Source organism: Bradyrhizobium sp. BLXBL-03 (assembly GCF_051853015.1).
Classification (GTDB): Bacteria; Pseudomonadota; Alphaproteobacteria; order Rhizobiales; family Xanthobacteraceae; genus Bradyrhizobium; species Bradyrhizobium manausense.
The window spans coordinates 6394931-6407993 of the sequence record NZ_CP182470.1 but is presented as its reverse complement, the minus strand read 5'-3'; the positions used below and the strand labels follow the sequence as shown (position 1 = coordinate 6407993).

The window sequence follows — 13063 nt, the reverse complement described above, 5'->3', positions numbered from 1 at the left end:
TGCGCTGAGCGCGGCAGCCGTCTATCATCCGGCCTGAACCTGTCGTATGGGCAATGACGCGCACGCGACACACGTGCTGGATGGAGAACGGCTTGGCTATGCGACTACGGATCGGCACCCGCAAGAGCGCGATGGCGCTGGCGCAGACGGAAGAGATTGCGCGTCGCCTGACATCGGCCGTATCAGGTCTCGACGTCGAGATCGTCAAGTTCGACACCACGGGAGATCTCGACCAGACCAGCAAGCTGCTGCCCCATGGCGGCAAGGGCGGCGCCTTCGTCGCCCAGATCCGCGCCGCCGTGCTTGCGGGCGAGCTCCAGGCCGCGATGCATTCGCTGAAGGACATGCCCGGCAATGAGGACACGCCGGGCCTCGTCATCGGCGCCACCCTGTCGCGCGATCCGCCCGGCGATGCCCTAGTGCTCCGCGCGGACGTGACGCTGCAAGCGCTGCGCCAGTCCGGCGGCAAAGGCTTCAAAATCGGCACCAATGCGGTACGTCGTGCCGCCTATGCGCGGCGGCTGTTTCCCGACGTCGAGGTGATCCACTTCCGCGGCGCCGCCGACACGCGTGTGCGAAAGCTCGATCATGGCGAGAAGCAGAAGCTGCCGGATGGCGGCGCGGTGGGACCCGCGGATGCGCTGATCATGGCGCGGTCGGGACTTGATCGCGTCGGTCTTTCCAGCCGGATCGCCTACGAATTCACCGCGGCGGAGATGCTGCCGGCCGCAGGGCAGGGCATCGTCGCGGTCGAATGCGCGGCGCAGGACTGGCAGACGCGACAGATTCTCTCGTCAATCGACGATCCCTCAGCCCACGCCTCTGCCGATGCCGAACGCGAAGTGCTGTGGGTGCTCAACGGCCACTGCAATTCGCCGGTGGCGGGCTTCTCGACCATCTCGGGCGACCAGATGTCGCTGACGGCGTCGGTCCTCGATCTCTCCGGCAACACCATCATCGAAGCCTCGCGCACGGGGCCGGCCAACCGGCCGCGCGAGCTTGGTCGTGCGGTGGGTCTCGATCTCCTGGCGAAGGGCGCCGCCGAGATCATCGAGCGCAGTCGGCCACGCTAGGCCATGTACCCGCAGGTCGGGGGCTTACCTTGGGTCGAGCTGCTTGCAGGCGATCTCGGCAAGCACCGTCGCATTGGTCACGCCGCTTGAACCGATCTCGATGATCTTGCGGGCAACAAGATCGCAAAGGGGATCACGGCGATCGACCAGATCGAGTTTGCGCAGGGTTGCGTTGAAGGCCAGTTCGTAGACGTGCCGTTGCTCTGGCGTAAGCTCGCTCGCTTCAAGCAGGCGATTGATCGGCATGACCGCCTCCCGGTGTTCGGCGGGAGCGCGACAGGTCTCTCAGTCACCGATAGAAGCCTCGGACCGGACGGTGATGGTTCCAGCGTGCGCCGTTAACTAGTGGCAGTCAACCGGGATGAAGTGCCAGAACGACGGGTTCGCGAGTGAAAGAGGTGAACTGAGGCAGCTTTACTGACGCTGGATAATGTTGGGAGGCGGACCCCCGTCGGCCTTGGGCAGCCCTTCGTCGTCGATCCGCTCCTTGAGGTCGGCGGCCCTCTCGATGAAGCCAACCGCCACGGCTGGGTCGGAGCTCGTTTTGGCCAGCTTAAGCAGCGTCGCCGCTACTTCTCGGGTGTTCTTCGTAACCACGGCATTCCCTAACAAATATCAAGTGCAGGGAAGATTCTGGAACACCTGATTCCGTTCCGGGGGTTGGTGCAAAAATGTACACAAGCGATAAAAAGGCCTCAGCTCCGGGGCTGGCGCCGAGCTGAGGCCTTTTGCTTCGGTCTTACGTTCTCGAGGCGTGATTTCCGAACAGACAAATTTGGGTCCGACTGTCTTGTTCCCCGCAACGGGCTTTTAGTCCATCTTGCGGCGGAAGCTATCTGCGATTTTCCGCTGTTCCTCGATGTCCTCGCGGACCATCCGTCGCAATTCATCGATGGTCAAAGGAGTGTGGCGCACGACTGGCTTCGCTGGCGCTTCCTTGTCGGCCATGGGCTTGGAAAACCTCTCAGTCACCCGATCTCAATCGCTGCCGGTGAACAGCCATCAGTAAAACAAATATTATGTTCTGACATTCACACAAGTTAATGGGCTGGCCGCGAGCACTACCGCCAGATGGGCCTCACTAAGACACCAGCCAGAGCAGAATAAAATAGGTTGAGCGCATCGTTCGCCGTTGCTGCGATGACTATCAGCGCGCCGCTTGGTAAGGCATTCCCCGCTCCCCGCATGTCGTCGGCCCGTCCGGCGCACCGGACGAACCGTTCTGCAATCACATCTTCGCTTAGTGCTGAACCAGGAAACAGCCGACGCCGCCGCCGACGAGTACGGCGGGCACGGCCCACAAAATCAAGACCGGCATTTCTCCTCCAATTGCTTGTCAGAGCAGCACGCCGAGTGGTTATTGCTCGGTGCAGACCTTTGTGGTCTTCACGGCGGACTCGGCTTCCGTCTTGGTCGTGTAGACGCCGTCGCCCACGACCGTCGTGGTGGTGGTCGTTGGCTTGGTGTCGACGACAGTGCACTTCTTGGTGGTCGCGTCGCGAACGATGTAGAACTCGGCGGCGGTGGCCGCTTGGGTCACGAGGGCAAAAGCGGCGAGTGCGCCGCATACGATCAGCTTCTTCATGGTGTCCTCCTCAAACAGGGCTAAGTAGTCACTGCTAATGAGGAGGCTCGGCCGAAGTTCCACTTTTCCCAGCGCGGCGGAACGCTGGAATCTCATCACAGGGATGAACCGGCGGCCCTTTCCAAGTGGGCTGCCTCCCGATCACACGAAAGCGCGCGTCCTGCTTAGAGCACTAAATAGACGCCGCGCCCTTTTACTCTGCGATCTCCCTGATGGTCCGGACGAGTTCCTCGGGATTGAAAGGCTTCTTCACGATGCGGCTGCCCGGGACGGGGCGTGGTGTCGTTGGCGAGAAGCCGGTGGCGTAGATGACCGGCAGCTTCGGATCCTGCTCTCGGTATCGCTCCGCGATCTGCCACCCGTCGATCTGTCCCGGCAGCGTGACGTCCGTGACCAGCACATCCGCGACGCGGCGCTTGCACCAGGCCAGTGCCTCCTCGCCGTTACTCGCGTGGATCACGTGATAGCCTGCCTCGCGCAGCGCCTCGACGACGAATTCGCGGATCAGAGGGTCGTCCTCAACAAGAAGTACGCTCACTGCTGGCTCTTAAAATCGCTTGCGTTATCGAGCAATCGAACGGCGCAACATGTCGGTCGTTCCCCATCCGAGGAAGGTTTGCAGGAGAGCCGGGCCGATGCCAAGGCGAGGAACGGCTATCGGCGACAGGCGTTTTTTCAATTCATGAACAGGCTCTATCCGCTCGTTCTTGAGCACCGGCTTCCGACTCCCGTCCGGTACGGCGTCTCGGCGACAATGATGCTGGGCTGCGCCGTACTGCAGATGGTCTTGCAGATGCAGACCGGCTCGCCGGGGTATTTCCTGCTGCTCCCCGGCGTGTTTCTGTCGGGCCTGATCTTCGATCGCGGGTCCGGAATATTCGCCGCGATCATCGCCGTCGCCGTCGGCGCCTATCTCAGCTATGCCGGCAGCAACGGCATCGACTATTTCGCGCCCAATGCGCTCTTCGCGATCACTGCAGCCGGGACGGCCGCTGTCGCCGAATTCCAGCGCGCCGAACTGCGGCGGGTCATGCTGGCGGACAAGACCAAGACCTTGCTTCTGCAGGAGATGGCCCACCGGACCAAGAACAACCTGGCGATCCTCGGCGGGATGATCAGGTTGCAGGCAAGGCACGGCGGTCCCGAAATCGAGGCCGCTCTGGAAGCCACTGCCCGTCGGTTGCAGGTGATGGCGGAGGTCTACGACCACCTTTCGCCCACACGAGATTCTCGCTCGGTGAACATGCGCTATTTCCTGAACGACGTCGTCGAGAAGGTCTTCCAGTCCTTGGCTCCTTCCGGACCGATCGCTTTCCAGGTGGTCTGCGAGGACGTCGACCTCGCCAGCAACCACGCGCTCGCGATCGGCATGATCACGAACGAGCTTGAATGCGATCAAGTATGCTTTTCCCGGCGACAGACCCGGCCACATCGCGGTCGCGTTCTCGAGTGGCAGCGGCATCGAACTCTCGGTCTCCGACAACGGCGTAGGCCTACGGGAGGGGGAAGAGCCGGGCGGATTGGGGTCGCGCATCGTTCAGCTGCTGGCCCAACAGCTCGAAGGCGAAACGTCCTACGAACGGCTCGATCCCGGCCTCAAGGTCCGGGTGCGGGCGCATCCCCGATAGTTCGGCACAGAAGCGGGCGTCAGCTCCGCCAGGCGCCGAGAACTTCTCTTCGCTCGGTATTTTCCCGGGGTGTTGAATTTCATCAGCTTTAACAATTTTTGGGAATGATCACGCTCATGATGCGGGAATCTGACCAAGAAGCGGAAGCCCTCGCTGCAATGAGGAAAGCCATTGCCGCGAATTGCCCGGCTGAACGCCAGAAGTGGCTTCGGATTGCTTTGGCTTGGGCTGACCTCGCGCGTAGCTCTAAGGGCAACCTCGCCGCGTAGAAACAGCCCCAATCGCGACGTTTTGCCCCCGGAATTCGGAGATCTCTGATGATTGCACCAGAAGAAGAGAGGATGCTGAAAACGCTCTTGGTCGAGATGTTCGGCCACATCAGCAGCATGCGGCGGGAATTTGCCGCTCTTCAGGGCGGCACCAAGGGCAGTTTCGCGACGATGACAGACACCCTCGACGCGATCGTCGAGAACACGGAGGTGGCCGGAAATGCGATCCTCGAAAGCATGGAGGCGATCGGCGCCAGCGTCGCGAAGTTGCAGAGCGTCGAGGATACGACCGCCGCGTCAGTATGCGATGAGATCGCCAATAGCACGAACAAGGTGTTCGAGGCTTGCGCGTTTCAGGACCTTACAGGGCAGCGGATCACGCGAGTGATCAAGTCGCTGCAGTTTATGGAGGACCACATCAACAGGCTGGTGCGCATGTGGGGCAAAGAGGAGTTGGCACGGCTGGCCGCCGAGCTTGCGGTCCAAAGCGCACCAGACTTTCTGCAGGGCCCACAGCGGCCGAAGGCGGCGATTTCCCAGGACGACATCGACAAGCTGTTCGCGTAAACAGCCGTGTGCGCACCGTGACGCCGCGGCGGACCGGGCCGACCGCGAAGTGCAGGCGAGCGCCGAAACTAGTCTGGTCGACCTGCGGTTGGCTTCGACGGGGCACCGAACGCCAGAGAATATCCGTTGTCGTCGCGGATGCCGAATTCGTGTGCGCCGTAGTCGAAATCGTCCACCGCATAGATCACCTCGGCTCGGTCTTTGACAGCCGCCCAGAGTGCGTCCACTTCGTCGGCCGTTTCCAGCTCGATATAAAGCTGTCCGGTAAATTTCGGACCCTTCCAGTCCCCATGAGCGTTTGGCGCAGCCAGCATAATGCGCACTGCATCGCGATATAGGTTCGAATAGCCGGGGGTCTGCATGCCACAGGTAAACCCGAGCACGTCGACATAGAAGCGGACTGACCGGTCCATGTCCTCCGTCGTGAGGATTGGGGCCAGCGATGTCATTCGCACGAACTGTCTCCCTTCGGCACCACAGCGGCTTGCCTGCTAGAACGCGATAGTGACTACTTTTGGGTCAATCGGGAGTTAGATCCGGTCTAACCCTGAAAGCTGACTTATCCTCGGTCGCAGGATGCGGCAGGGCCTTTTCCGATTCGTGCACCGCAATAAGTGCGGCGCGGTGACGCCGGGTGTTCGCCGCCGCCGAGAGGTCTTACCGCCGTTCGACAATGACCGTTCCCCTCACGACAAACAGGGTCCGGTCGCCGTTAGTTACCTCGGTCGTGACATAAGTGTTGCGGAAACGCACCGCAGCTCTTGTCAGATTGGCCGGCATCCGCTGCACGGCTCGGTGACATGCTGTCGCATCGGTCGGAAATAGCTTTCCACGCTGGTCTTCAATCCTCTGACCGCGCACATGCTGATGAAAGAAGTAACGAGGCATTGGGGCCTTCCTCCGTTCATGAGTCAACGAGAGGTAGCCCGGTTCGTTCAAAAGTGAACTTTGGGGGTAAACCGGGAAACTCCGACGCCGAAGCACCGAGCCGCGGTGACCTCCGTACTGCCGGTGCGCCAAGGCGCGTATGGAGGTTCGACGCCGAGGGCCAATGCGACGTGACGAACGGAAAGAGGCCGCAACTCAGGCGGCCTCCAGCGTGCCTGCGACGGCGCGGAGGATGATACCGGTTGTGATCAGCGCTGCGATGGAGAGGATGCACCTCCCTCGTTGTGAAGATGGTTTTCAATTACTCTTCCTTAACGACGAGGGAGCCGAGCCAATGTTCCGAATTGGCCGAGTATCGCCCGGCGCATGCGGGTATCTCGCAATCGATGCAATCGCCCGAGGCGCGACGGCATCTCGCGTTGCAGGCTCGGAATGAAAGGAAAGAGCCTTTGCTCGAATCCGTGAAACTACGGAAGGGCGAATATAGAAACTGAAGGGGTCTCGAATGCACGGCCAAACAGCTCAGCCGCAGCGCACCGGTTCGGGTGCTGGGCTCGAAGACAAACGTTCAAGTGCAAAAACCAACCGTTCAAGGTCCGTCACCATCGGCTTTCCGGCTCAGCGGGAGCACGAAACCAAGAAGGTCCATTTCGACCCGCCGCGATGTGCTCGGCTTGTCAATCCCGACGGAAGCGAGATCGCCGAGTGCGAAGTCACGGCAGTTTGGGAAGGGGGTGCACAACTGCGATTGGATTGTCCGCCGCCTTTTCGATTTGTCCTGCAGTTTGCCTGGTCTCCAACCGTCGTTTTGCGGTTTTGCAAGCGCGTCCGGTGCCGTGGCGAGGACGTTTGGGTCGAATATGAGCGGCAGCGTCCCTGCTATTCCCTGGAGTATGACCGGTGATGGACAAGAGCATCCACCTGCAGAGCAAGAGCATCTACCTCGAGAATATCTTCTCGGCTCCATGGGAGCAGAAACTTGTGAGCGACATTCTCTCCGAACTCGAACGCTGTTCGGGCGAGAGGCGGTTCTGCGTTGAAGAAATGCGTCGCTTCCTGGCGGTGAAGGGTTATCGCGATTTGCTCAGCCGATTGCAGCTTGCGTGCCAGAACAAGAAGTCTTTCGAGGCGCTGAGGGCCGCGGCGCACAGCATGAGGCTGTACGCGCTTGAACGTCCCGCAATGTCCGCCGCAACATTTCGCACGCCGATTACAGATACCGCCGAGTGGCGAGCCGCGGTGGACAGCTTGCGGGTGTTCATGACCGGAATCCTGTCCGAATGCGGATTGAGCGAGAAGGCGGCAGATGAAGCTCTCCGAATACTTCGGAGCCTTGTTCGCGGATTCGTCATGCACGAAGTCATGGACTCGTTCTTCGATCCTGATTCCTACAACGAGTCCTACGACAGGGCGATCGAGGTCTTCATAGCTGGATTGCCGGTACTTCTGACAGCACATCAAGAGCGCAATATGCAAACGTGGGATAACGTCGTACGCGAGCCCGAGCCTGCTATGGATCAAACTCTGCCCTGCGGCGTTGAAATGGCGGCTTCCGGAGATCGGTTTCGTGGCCGGGATTCTTTTTGTCGCAGTGCGCGGGATTCGATTGGAAGATAAAGTCGGGCAGCCCCACATTCAACCCGGGCCTAAACGTGGAAACGTGTCCATCATGACTGCCTTTGGCCAGGCGAGCGTAGACATTCGACCATTGTCGATTGATGACCTCGATTTGTTTCTCGCAGTCCGTGTGGAGGCTTTGCAGAAGCACCCCGAGACGTTTGGCTCAGCCGAAGAGGAGGAAGGCGGCGAGGCCGCTGTGGCAGCCTATCGTCATTGGTTGAGCGGCAGCATGCTGGGTGCGTTTGAACGTAAGGCCTTGGTCGGGATCGCAGGTTTCTGTGTCTCGCCGGAGAAAAGATCGCAGCACAGGGGGCACATTTTCTCGGTGTACGTACGCGAACCCGATCGCGGTAAGGGTGTGGGGGATAGGTTGATTAAAGAGCTCCTTTCCTTGGCTGAGCCCCGTGTCGATCAGGTGCATCTGGCCGTGCTGATCAGCGCAACCGACGCGATTGATATTTTCAAGCGACACGGATTCAAGATTTATGGAATCGATCCCTGCGTTATTCGCATAGGTGCTATCAGCTATGACAAATATCTCATGATCAAGAAATTCAGATAGGCAGACGCTCGGTGTTTTGTTGCGACTTGGGAGCGGTGATGCATGGCAAGCTCCCGGTTGATCGATGGCCGTAGTCCTACGGTTCTTGAGCGAACCACATTTTCTGCATTCCTCTCATCATCGGTGTTAGAAGCGGAGCCACAGCGAACGGTTGCAATTGTTTTAGTCGGCGCGTCGTCTTCTGGTGGCCGAAACCGAACAATGTCGACTGACCTGCAGTGAAGGAACGGCAAACCGGTGGAAACGATCTTCTCGACTGACTCGGTTCATCCCCGCGACAGATTTGATTATTGGCACAGCATCGCGTGCAAGAAGATCATAGGCCACGACTCCTTGCCCGAGAACCGGCTGACGTTTCAGGCGGAAATGAAGGCAGGAAGGTTCGGCAACCTGGACCTTGTCGAATTCAGCAACTCCCCGCTGCAGGTCTCTCACACCTTTGCCCATGTCGACCGCACCAACCCGGACATGGCGTTCCTCTGCTACCAATTGTCCGGGAGCGTCCTCGTCGTTCAGAACGGGCGCGAGGTTAACCTGGATGCCGGCACTTTGATGCTGCTGGAGCCGCTGTTGCCGTATGAGGCGAGATTTTCGGCCGGCGCGAAAATGCTTGTCATCAAGGCTCCGCGGCGCGAGCTCCGCGCGCGGATCGGGGCAAATCGCGAACTGACCGCGCGTCGCGTGACCGCCGAGCGGTTGGACGATAATTTGGCGCTGTCGCTTGCGGCAAAACTGCCAGACCTCGCCGGGAGGACGACTTCGATAACCGAAGAAATCGTCGCCAATCATGTCCTTGACCTGATCGGACTGTCGATTGGGAGAACGCTTGGGAACGCTCCCGGTCGCGTCTCGAATCCCAAGGCGTTGTTGCTGGCTCACATTCGCTCAGTTGTGGAAACGAGGCTCAGCGAGCCCGAACTCGACGGACAGAAGGTCGCCGATATTGTCGGAATAACTTTCCGATATGCCAATGCGTTGCTCGCCGAACAGAATACCTCGCTCAACCGCCTCATTCTGTCCCGCCGGCTCTCGCGTTGCCGTTTTGCCCTTGAAGATCCGAACCAGCCTCATCGGACTATCGCCGAGATTGCACACGGATGGGGCTTTTCGGACATGACCCATTTTGGGCGCTGCTTCAAAGCTGCATACGGGGCTTCGCCGCGCGATTATCAGAAAGCGGCACAATCCGGGCAAGCCGGCCGGTCCTGACCCCAAAGGGTGCCTTGGAGATGAGCGTGCCCGAGAGATCCCCGAAGGTCTGAGGTCGGCCGGTCGCTGACTTCATGCGAAATGACGATCGGCGGGATGATGCCATCATACATCTGTTTTGCCCGACGCGTCAAACGACATTCGGAAAAATAGAAAATTTGGCCGGCGCGAAATTCTTCAATGATTTGTACTGTGCATGGGGTTGTTTTCGCAGGTTTTGTTGTCACCCCCGCACGCGCCTGATCATCTGCTCGACATGGGCGATCGGCGTTTCCGGCTGGATGCCGTGGCCGAGATTGAAGATGAAGCGGCCTTGCGCAAAATTTGCCAGCACGTTGTCGACCGCGCGGTCGAGTGCCGCGCCGCCAGTGATCAGCACCAGCGGATCGAGATTGCCCTGCACGGCGACGCGGCTCTGCACCCGCTCGCGGATGAAGGCGGGCTCGGCGGTCCAGTCCATGCTGACGGCGTTGACGCTCGTCGCTTCGACATAACCGGGCAGCTGCGCGCCCGCCCCGCGGGGGAAGCCGATGATCTTCGCGTCAGGCACCTTGGCGCGCACGCCGTCGACGATGCGCCGCGTCGGCTCGGTTGACCAGCGCGCGAATTCGGCCGGTGGCAATACGCCAGCCCAGGTGTCGAAGATCTGCAAGGCGTTGGCACCCGCATCGAGTTGCGCCAGCAGATAGTGGATCGAGCTCTCGATGAGCACGTCGATGATCTCAGCAAACGCCTCGGGATGCCGGTAGGCCATCATCCGCGCCGGCGCCTGGTCGGGCGTGCCTTGGCCCGCCACCATGTAGGTCGCGACCGTCCACGGTGCGCCGCAGAAGCCGATCAGCGCCACTCTTGGATCGAGCGCCCCGCGCACGATCCTGAGCGCCTCGAACACCGGCGCGAGCTTGCCGAAGTCGGCCTGCGCGGCCAGCGTTCCGACCTTGGCCGGATCATCCAGCGGCTCGAGCCGCGGACCTTCGCCGACCTCGAACCGCACCGCGCGGCCGAGCGCATGGGGGATCACCAGGATGTCCGAGAAGATGATCGCCGCATCGAAGCCAAACCTTCGGATCGGTTGCAGCGTGACTTCGGCGGCAAGCTCCGGATTGAAGCAGAGATCGAGGAAGCCGCCGGCCTTGGCGCGCACCTCGCGATACTCAGGCAGATAGCGGCCCGCCTGCCGCATCATCCACAAAGGCGGCACGGCTTGCCGCTGGCCGGAGAGCACGTCGATGAAGGGCTTTGTCGCAGACTGGGGCACTGATGGTCCTGATGCAGAGTTGAGGTTCCTGATACACCGCCGCGGGCGGAAGCGGAACAGGGGAACCAGCGCAAATGCGCCGCGTTGACCCCGCCAATGGAGGAGGAATTCCATGGCCCAGACGTTCAATCCCGCGCCGCATGACAAGCATGCCGAGGACCTGCGCGAAGCCCTTGCGGCGGATCGCCACGCCAAGCTCGACACCGGGTTGAAGGATAGCTTTCCCGCCTCCGATCCGGTCAGCGTCACGCAGCCGACGCCCTCGAAGGCGGATGCGGACGCCGACAGTCCTTCGCTGTGGGACAAGGTCAAGGCGATCTTCAGCTAGGGATCGCGAATTTCCGACAGGTTTGCTAAGACCTTGTTAGTGATCTGCCGAAGTCCCGGTCCGTAGGAGTACGGAAAAGCCCGTAGATGACTGTGAATCCCTTTCAGCGCTTCAGGGTTCACTAAGAGAAGCGGCAGAATTTCCCCCCATTGGAGAATTCTGTCGCATGAACGTCGTCTCACTGAGAGCCGGATGGAGCCGCCTGCCGTCGCGCGCGGCGGCTTTCGTCGTGCTCACTTGCGTCGCGATCCTCGGCGTCAGCGGCTGGCGCGAATGGGCCGCGCGCGATCAGGTGCTCAGGGGTGCCGAGACCGAGATGGCGAACGTCGCCCGCTCCTTGACGCAGCATGCCGAGGACAGCCTCGATTTGCTGGATTCGGGCGTTGTCGGTGTCGTCAGCCGTCTCGAGATGGACGGCACTGACCCGTCCACGATCGCCAAACTCGGCAACGTCCTTGACGCCCGCAAGAAGGCGGTCGCGCGCATCCACAGCCTCGCCATCATCGACGACCGGGGTAACTGGCTGACCTCGCCCGGTGCCATCGCATCGACGTTCAGCGACGATATGTTCTTCCGTCACCATCAGCTCTCGCCGAAGCGCGAGGCCTTTGTCGGTCACCCCGTAAAGAGCCTGCTCGACGGGCAATCGGTCGTCACGCTGTCACGCCGGTTCAACAAGCCGGATGGCAGCTTCGGTGGCGTCGTGCTTGCAACGATCAGCGCGGGCTATCTCTCGCACTTCTACGAGCAGTTCGACATCGGGCGCAACAGCTCGATCGCGCTCGTGCATGGCGACGGCCTGATCATCGCGCGCAATCCGAACAACGAGCGGTTCGTCGGACGCAGCGTCGGCGACGGGCCGCTGTTTCGCGACCCGAGCCTACAGCGGCCGAGCGGCGCCTATCATTTCAAGTCGCCGCTGGATGGCGTCCAACGAGTCAGTTTCTTCAAGCGCAGCAGCAGCTACCCGCTCGTTGTGCTCGCGACCGTCGACAAGGACGAGCTCCTGGCGCCGTGGCGCGCCGCGGCGATCTCGCGCATGCTGCATGTGCTCGCGCTGGTGATGCTGATCGCGATCATCGGCGCGGTGCTGGTGCGGCAGTTGCAGCGCGGCCAGCGCATGGCGGCGGCCCTGATCGAGAAGGAGGCGTATTTCCGCCTGCTCGCCGAAGGCTCCAGCGACATGGTCACCCGCATCGGGCTCGACGAGCGGCTACGCTATGTTTCGCCGTCGTCCAACCGCGTCGTTGGCTGGCGGCCCAATCAGCTGATCGGCACGGAAGCGCTCGCCGGCATTCATCCGGAGGACCGCCCGCACGTCCAGACCATCATCGATGCCATGAAGCGTGGCGACATGGAGGAAGCGCGCGTCACCTACCGCAACGTGCACCGGCAGAAGTCCGAGGTCTGGCTGGAATCGACCATGCGCGTGACGCGCAAGGAGAACGGCACTGTCGACGGCGTGGTCGCGATCTCGCGCGATATCACCGAGCAGAAGAATCTGGAGACAAGGCTCGAGACGCTGGCGATCGAGGACAGCCTCACCGGGCTTGCGAACCGCCGCCGCTTCGACGAGCGGCTGAAGGAGGAATGGGCGCGCGCGTATCGCGACCGTTCCAGCCTTGGCCTCTTGATGATCGACGTCGATCACTTCAAGGCCTACAACGACGAATACGGCCATCCCGCGGGTGATGCCTGTCTGCGCGTGGTGGCAAAGACCATTGCGGCCGAGGTGCAGAGGGGCGGCGATCTCGCGGCCCGTTATGGCGGCGAGGAATTCGCCATGCTGCTGCCGAACACCGATGCCGCCGGTTGCGCCCGGCTCGGTGAGCGGATCCGCAACGCCATCCGCGATGCCGGCCTGGTTCATGCCTCCAATCCGGCAGGGCCTTGCGTCACCGTCTCGGTCGGCGGCGCGGCTTGCCGGCCGGCGGTGGAGCGGACCGCGGGCACGAGCTCGCTGGTGGAGGCCGCCGACCGCGCACTCTACGCCGCCAAGGATGCCGGCCGCGACCGGCTGATGATGTCCGGCGAGGTCATGAACCTGCTGCCCAGAGCGTCAGGTCAGTAATCGCA

General features: G+C 61.2%; 16 protein-coding genes and 1 pseudogene. 9 read left to right on the top strand and 8 right to left on the bottom strand.

The window, feature by feature from the left end; translation table 11 throughout:
* Window positions 1-92: 92 nt before the first annotated feature.
* Window positions 93-1073, top strand: a complete 981-nt coding sequence (gene hemC / locus ACNJX9_RS30690) for a hydroxymethylbilane synthase (RefSeq protein WP_439405688.1) — start codon at window positions 93-95, stop codon at window positions 1071-1073.
* A gap of 24 nt (window positions 1074-1097) precedes the next feature.
* Here hemC and ACNJX9_RS30685 read toward each other — a convergent pair whose 3' ends face one another.
* The 5 genes from ACNJX9_RS30685 to ACNJX9_RS30665 form a co-directional block, all read right to left on the bottom strand.
* Entirely contained in the window at window positions 1098-1319 is a 222-nt protein-coding gene (locus tag ACNJX9_RS30685) for a hypothetical protein (protein ID WP_439405686.1), read from the bottom strand.
* Between the two features lie 168 nt (window positions 1320-1487).
* Window positions 1488-1670 carry a hypothetical protein gene (locus tag ACNJX9_RS30680; RefSeq protein ID WP_439405684.1) on the bottom strand — a complete coding sequence of 61 codons (183 nt, stop codon included), beginning with the start codon at window positions 1668-1670 and terminating at the stop codon, window positions 1488-1490.
* Between the two features lie 213 nt (window positions 1671-1883).
* The gene (locus tag ACNJX9_RS30675) at window positions 1884-2021 is read right to left on the bottom strand and encodes a hypothetical protein (protein WP_439405683.1); all 138 of its coding nucleotides are present in this window, start codon (window positions 2019-2021) and stop codon (window positions 1884-1886) included.
* A 409-nt stretch (window positions 2022-2430) separates the two neighbouring features.
* Window positions 2431-2658, bottom strand: a complete 228-nt coding sequence (locus ACNJX9_RS30670) for a hypothetical protein (protein ID WP_057756911.1) — start codon at window positions 2656-2658, stop codon at window positions 2431-2433.
* 193 nt (window positions 2659-2851) lie between these two features.
* A complete protein-coding gene (locus ACNJX9_RS30665; RefSeq protein ID WP_439405682.1) occupies window positions 2852-3196 on the bottom strand; it encodes a response regulator transcription factor in 345 nt (114 codons plus the stop codon).
* A 144-nt stretch (window positions 3197-3340) separates the two neighbouring features.
* Here ACNJX9_RS30665 and ACNJX9_RS30660 point away from each other — a divergent pair.
* The 3 genes and pseudogenes from ACNJX9_RS30660 to ACNJX9_RS30650 all read left to right on the top strand — a co-directional run.
* Window positions 3341-3886 (top strand): annotated as a pseudogene (locus ACNJX9_RS30660) (histidine kinase dimerization/phosphoacceptor domain -containing protein); the annotation flags it as partial.
* 157 nt (window positions 3887-4043) lie between these two features.
* Window positions 4044-4286: an ATP-binding protein gene (locus tag ACNJX9_RS30655; protein WP_439405681.1), complete on the top strand. Its 243-nt coding sequence runs from the start codon at window positions 4044-4046 to the stop codon at window positions 4284-4286.
* A 317-nt stretch (window positions 4287-4603) separates the two neighbouring features.
* Window positions 4604-5122, top strand: coding sequence for a protein phosphatase CheZ (locus ACNJX9_RS30650; RefSeq protein WP_439405680.1), 519 nt, complete (start codon window positions 4604-4606; stop codon window positions 5120-5122).
* Window positions 5123-5190: 68 nt separating this feature from the next.
* Here ACNJX9_RS30650 and ACNJX9_RS30645 read toward each other — a convergent pair whose 3' ends face one another.
* Together ACNJX9_RS30645 and ACNJX9_RS30640 are read right to left on the bottom strand one after the other, a co-directional pair.
* The gene (locus tag ACNJX9_RS30645; RefSeq protein ID WP_439405678.1) at window positions 5191-5571 is read right to left on the bottom strand and encodes a VOC family protein; all 381 of its coding nucleotides are present in this window, start codon (window positions 5569-5571) and stop codon (window positions 5191-5193) included.
* A gap of 208 nt (window positions 5572-5779) precedes the next feature.
* A complete protein-coding gene (locus ACNJX9_RS30640; RefSeq protein ID WP_162268445.1) occupies window positions 5780-6010 on the bottom strand; it encodes a DUF6894 family protein in 231 nt (76 codons plus the stop codon).
* Between the two features lie 903 nt (window positions 6011-6913).
* Here ACNJX9_RS30640 and ACNJX9_RS30635 point away from each other — a divergent pair.
* From ACNJX9_RS30635 to ACNJX9_RS30625, 3 genes are all read left to right on the top strand, one after another.
* A complete protein-coding gene (locus ACNJX9_RS30635) occupies window positions 6914-7627 on the top strand; it encodes a TetR-like C-terminal domain-containing protein (RefSeq protein WP_439405676.1) in 714 nt (237 codons plus the stop codon).
* Complete coding sequence (locus ACNJX9_RS30630) at window positions 7578-8192, top strand: GNAT family N-acetyltransferase (RefSeq protein ID WP_439405674.1); 615 nt, start codon at window positions 7578-7580, stop codon at window positions 8190-8192. Before ACNJX9_RS30635 ends, ACNJX9_RS30630 begins: the two co-directional genes overlap by 50 nt.
* A 237-nt stretch (window positions 8193-8429) precedes the next feature.
* Window positions 8430-9401 (top strand): helix-turn-helix domain-containing protein, encoded by a 972-nt coding sequence (locus ACNJX9_RS30625; protein WP_439405673.1) that lies wholly within the window; start codon window positions 8430-8432, stop codon window positions 9399-9401.
* Between the two features lie 223 nt (window positions 9402-9624).
* Here the strand turns inward: ACNJX9_RS30625 and hemE are convergent, their stop codons facing one another.
* On the bottom strand, window positions 9625-10659 hold the full coding sequence (hemE, locus tag ACNJX9_RS30620) for a uroporphyrinogen decarboxylase (protein WP_439405672.1): 1035 nt from the start codon (window positions 10657-10659) through the stop codon (window positions 9625-9627).
* Between the two features lie 112 nt (window positions 10660-10771).
* On the opposite strand from hemE, the gene ACNJX9_RS30615 reads away from it, so the two are divergent.
* Window positions 10772-10987 (top strand): hypothetical protein, encoded by a 216-nt coding sequence (locus tag ACNJX9_RS30615; protein WP_439405671.1) that lies wholly within the window; start codon window positions 10772-10774, stop codon window positions 10985-10987.
* Window positions 10988-11153: 166 nt separating this feature from the next.
* Window positions 11154-13058: a diguanylate cyclase gene (locus ACNJX9_RS30610; RefSeq protein ID WP_439405670.1), complete on the top strand. Its 1905-nt coding sequence runs from the start codon at window positions 11154-11156 to the stop codon at window positions 13056-13058.
* The last annotated feature ends 5 nt before the right edge of the window (window positions 13059-13063 follow it).